Below are 5,340 nucleotides of genomic sequence, written 5' to 3' on the forward strand. Positions count from 1 at the left end.
GAAAAACATCCCGAAGAATTTAAAAAGAATAGACTATTTAATAATTAACAAAAAAGAAGCTGAAGCTTTTTGGGATATCTCTTTGAATGTTAAAAGTGACTATGAAAAAATTAAACAAATCAGTAAAAATTCGGAAATAAAAAATATAATCGTTACTAATGGAAATAATGATATTTTTTATACAAATGGAGAATTAAGTATAAATAAAAATGTTCAACAAAGTTCAAATATAATTAATGACACAGGAGCAGGAGATACTTTTTCAGCATCTGTATTATTTTATTGGCTTGAAAATTACAATGTTGACAACTACTTAGAAAAAGCATTAAATAATGCTTTTTCCACAGTAAGTTCTGTATATAATATGCCCATGAACAATTAGAAACAACCTCATCTTAAGGAAATAACTTAAGGTGAGGTTGTTTCTAATTAATAGCCTAATGAATCGTCAGTTCGTACTATTTCATTTTCTACATGGCTTATAATATCGTCTTCCGAGGATTTTAAAATGTCCTCATCCGGTACATTGACCATAAATTAACCTCCTTTTCATTAAAATAAATTAAAGCTTTAAAATCACTCTTTAGTATATATTTACAGGAATAGTTAATTATATCAAGTATTTAATGTTTTTAATAATAATGAATTTTAATAGCGCACATGTAACAAAAAAGGGAGTACTAACAAAGGATTAAGGGTTCTGTTGCAAAGTTAATTTTATAATATAATTTTAACAAAAAAGGAGCGTTCTCTATGAATTATTTTAGATATAAGCAATTTAATAAAGATGTGATCACTGTAGCCGTAGGCTACTACCTAAGATACGCACTTAGTTATCGTGATATATCTGAAATATTAAGAGAACGTGGTGCTGATGTTCATCATTCAACGATTTACCGTTGGGTTCAAGAATATGCGCCTATTCTGTATCAAATTTGGAAGAAAAAGCATAAAAAAGCCTATTATAAATGGTGTGTTGATGAGACATACATCAAAATAAAAGGAAAATGGTGCTATTTATATCGTGCTATTGATGCAGATGGTCACACATTAGATATTTGGTTGCGTAAGAAAAGGGACAATCAATCAGCATATGCGTTTATTAAGCGACTTATTAAACAATTTGGTAAACCTCAAATGATAATTACAGATAAGGCACCTTCAACGAAGGTAGCAATGTCTAAATTGATTAAAAGGTTTAAACTTAATCCTAACTGTCATTGTACATCTAAATATCTTAATAACCTCATTGAACAAGATCACCGTCATATTAAAGCGAGAAAGACAAGGTATCAAAGTATCAATACGGCAAAGAATACTTTAAAAAGTATTGAATGTATTTACAGTCTATATAAAAAGAACCGTAGGTCTCTTCAGATCTACGGATTTTCGCCGTGCCATGAAATTAATCACATGTTGGCCAGTTAAGGGAATACTACCATGTTAAAATGATAATTAGTTATATTTTTTCTAACTTTGCAACAGAACCAAATTGCTTATATCTAAAATAATTCATAGAGAACGCTCCTTTTTTGTTAAAATTATATTATAAAATTAACTTTGCAACAGAACCTTATCTAGTATATTAGTTTTGCTTTCAGGAATTGCACTTTTGATTTATAGAATATTTCTTAATTAGATCATGCATTTATGCTGAGAAAACATATTGATGTTGAAACCTGGAAATACTTAAAAAGACCAAAATTAGTTAAAGGCTTCCAGGTCTCAACATCAATAAAGCAATCTAGACTCTTGTCTAGTAATCTTTAGAAGTTTTTTCATTAATTTTTCAAAATCAGTATCGCTAATATTTGGTTGAGTAAGCGTTATCAGGTTTCCATCTGGATTGTTTATTGTCGTTTCTTTAGCATTCCACGGTTGTTCTTCTAATTGGCTAACTATAAATTTTTCTGGAATATTTTATGTTTTTTCCTCTATGTTTTTTACTAAGATATTTAGGCATATTGATTTTCTAACTTCAAAATTAGCTAACTTATATTATAATTTATGCTTTTAGTTACGTGATAATAAGGTAAGAAAGGTGGTGGTTAATTATGAATATAAAAATGTCTAATAGTGAGAACGAAGAATTCTATGAATTGATTAAACAGTGTGATGATAGAGATGAATCATTTATTATAAATGACTCCAAAATCGATAAAGCTTCCGCTATAGTACGAAAAGATTTGAATAGTATTCAAGAAACATTATATCTTGAGTCAACAGGAGTTATAGAAAAAGTTAGGGAACGTGAAAAAGATAGTAGTGGTTATACTGATACTGATGAATTAGATTGGGAAAACCTTTAATGAGTAATTATATTATTTCTATTAAAAACTTAGCTACAATTTTAAATATTGTAAAAATATTAAAATAAGATTTCTAAATCACAAGTTAATCTTTTTAGGAATTATAGGAAGAAAGTAAATATCTTTTAAAAATATACTGTGTTAAATTAAATGTCAAAGAATACATTCAAAGGTATTGAATATATTTAATATATATAAGAAGAACCGCAAGCATTTCCAGGTCTATGGATTTTCACTGTGCTATGAAATGAGCTGTATATTGGTAAGTTAAAGAAATTTTGCCATGTCATAGTCATAATGATAATTAGTTATATATTTTTAACTTTGGGACAGAATCTATAATTTTAAAATTATAGATTGAAATTCATTTAGTGATAGTCAAAGTATAAAATATGATGTGATCAAATGTAGAAGACTTGTGACTTCTAGTATTATAATTTTATTAATTGGGTTTTGTGGTTTCAGTTTTAAATGTATTTGTAATAATTTAGGATAAACATAGTTAAATATAAAGCTAAGTATTTTATAAAAGAGTAGGTTATATGACTAAAACTTATAATAGAAAACATGTTAATAGTAAGGTTTTAACAGTACCAATTAAATTTATACAAAAGTTAAATACTAATGTAGGGTAAGAAATAGCATTTGTTATTAGTAATGTAAAAGTTAGATTTAGAAGCGGTTATATGGATATATTAAATAATATTCACTGAGGTAAGTGATCAATATAAAATGTATTAAATGACATTTTCATAATAGAAGTTGAGGAAAGCAGAGATTAAACCAAAAAAAGGATTATATATAGAACTGATTTCTTAGTAAGGTGAAGCATCATATCCAACGTTCCTACCTTTTTATTCGGAGAGCTATGTTTGTGAATATTTTATACATACTGGCTCCGCTATGTTTTCAATCTTGCATTATATTTATATATTAGAGGTGTTAAATGTATTTATTTGTTCATATCATAGCATGTATCTTAGTAGGTTTTTGTATTGTTTTTGTCTTGAACAGCATATTAAAAATAAGGAGGCCTAGCTAAAACTGCAAATCTCCCAATATTGAACTGCCCCTCTGTCAAGGATATACCAAGGCTTTTAAAATTAAAGTTTTTGTTCCTCTTAAAGAACTCACTTTTTATAGTTTTCCATACACCTTCCATAGAAATATTATCTATACAACGTCTAGGGTCATACTCTATTAGTCATCTTTCTTTGCTCTAATATGTATTCAAATTGGCTAGAAGAATATTTATATACTCTATCACTTTGAGAGTAATACTTAGGCTTAGGTATTATTTTTACTAATTTATGAAATATATTGAATATTAGTTTATTAGTATTGGATATACTTATCTCATAAGAGATTATTTTATTATAGATTAAATCATATATGACATTTAAATACACTCTATTTCCAGTTTTTTTGATATTTGTTATCCATTTTTATTGACTTTACTTTCATAAAATTCACGATTCAAAAGTTTTTGTACCTTGATTTATGGTATGGAAGGGCCATAACGTTTTTTTCGTTGAATCGTAGATTTCAGATCCAATAATTTAAACATCTTAATAATCTTATTGAACAAGGTTACCATTATATTAAGGTTTGAAACAAAAGATATTAAAATATCAATACAATAAATATCAGGTTCAAAGGTGTTGAATATATTTACGAGTCATACAAAAAGAAACGTAGGCTTCTTCAGATATAAGGATTCTAGTTGTTTCATGAAACCAATCATATGTTTCAGTTAAAGGGTACTAACATGTTAAATTGATAATTAGATATACTTTTCTGACATTGCAAAACAACTAACAAAGGCACAACAATATAATAAAATTATTTTATTATTATATTTAAAATTAAATAATTATGCTTTTAAAAATATAGGTTTGAAGATCTTGATTTTAGTTTGCAAAAAAGAACTGAATAATTTATAATAAAAACCGTAAAAATGGTTCGCATAAGTGAACTTATATATTTTAAGATTTTATTATCTGTTTATATAGGAAAATACCTACGGTATTTAGGTACTCAAATATGGTATTGTTTATCATAATAAATAAAAGTATGAATAAAACATTATTTAGGATAAATGTGTACCTAATGGTATTTATAGGGCAAACTTGGTTGTTTGAATAATTTAGTAAATATGTACGAAAATAAGCATATAAGTAAACGTTTAAATAAACTAATAAATAATAAATATTAATAAATAAAGGAGAGATTACTATGGCTAGAACAAAAACACAGAAACAATTAACGATTGCTAAAACGAAAAGTGAAAACATCGTAGAGTGGTTTGTAAATGATGCGCATTGGAAAGTTTTGAGTGAAAATTTAGAACTAGGTAAAACAGCAATCTTTAAATATAAGAAGAATCTTAAAGAGATTAGTGATGTAGAAAGTGCGTTTGATGCACTAGCAGAAGTGTTCACATTAAAGCAGTTAAATACTGTTATATCGGTGTTTAATGACCATTTGGAACATCCAGAAAAGTATGAAAAACCTAGAAAGAAATCAGAGATCAATCTTGAAGAACAAGCAGATACAGTTAAAAAACATATGAAAGATATGAATATGGATTATTTAAGCTATAATAAGCAAATTGATAACGCTAAAAATGAGAAATTAGATGAAACAGCAGAAAAAGTAACTGAAAAATCGGTTGAAAGTCCGTCAGAAAGACCAAAAGAAGAGACGAAAGAAGAACTTTTAGCAAGACAATCTAGGGAAGCAAAAGAAGCTCGTAAAGAAATCGATGAATTGCCTAAGGGCAGCCCTGAGAGAGCGCAAAAAGAAGCTGAGTTTGAGCGTAGTAAAGCTAAGCGTATCAACGAATTTTGGGAAGCTCAAAAGAAAGAAGGAAAGGTCGGAGAAAGTAAGCCGAAGAAAAAGAATAATATTAATAAGTTGCTAGGCTTTGATAAGTAGAGAGGAGCGAGATGACGATGGCTAAAGTATGGCAATATACCATCAATATACCTCCGATGGGAACGCCAAGACCGAATCATCGGTTTGTAGAAGG

At 27.9% G+C, this 5,340-nt stretch carries 4 protein-coding genes; all 4 read left to right on the forward strand.

What is annotated here, in order from left to right; translation table 11 throughout:
- Positions 1–382 (forward strand): PfkB family carbohydrate kinase (locus SH09_RS12115; RefSeq protein ID WP_042739920.1); only part of this gene is annotated, 382 nt, incomplete at its 5' end.
- Between the two features lie 371 nt (positions 383–753).
- On the forward strand, positions 754–1,428 hold the full coding sequence (locus SH09_RS12120) for an IS6 family transposase (protein ID WP_042739921.1): 675 nt from the start codon (positions 754–756) through the stop codon (positions 1,426–1,428).
- Between the two features lie 626 nt (positions 1,429–2,054).
- A complete protein-coding gene (locus SH09_RS12125; RefSeq protein ID WP_042739922.1) occupies positions 2,055–2,309 on the forward strand; it encodes a hypothetical protein in 255 nt (84 codons plus the stop codon).
- A 2,235-nt stretch (positions 2,310–4,544) separates the two neighbouring features.
- Positions 4,545–5,246 carry a hypothetical protein gene (locus tag SH09_RS12130; RefSeq protein WP_071225808.1) on the forward strand — a complete coding sequence of 234 codons (702 nt, stop codon included), beginning with the start codon at positions 4,545–4,547 and terminating at the stop codon, positions 5,244–5,246.
- The last annotated feature ends 94 nt before the right edge of the window (positions 5,247–5,340 follow it).

Source organism: Staphylococcus gallinarum (assembly GCF_000875895.1).
GTDB classification, from domain to species: Bacteria; Bacillota; Bacilli; order Staphylococcales; family Staphylococcaceae; genus Staphylococcus; species Staphylococcus gallinarum.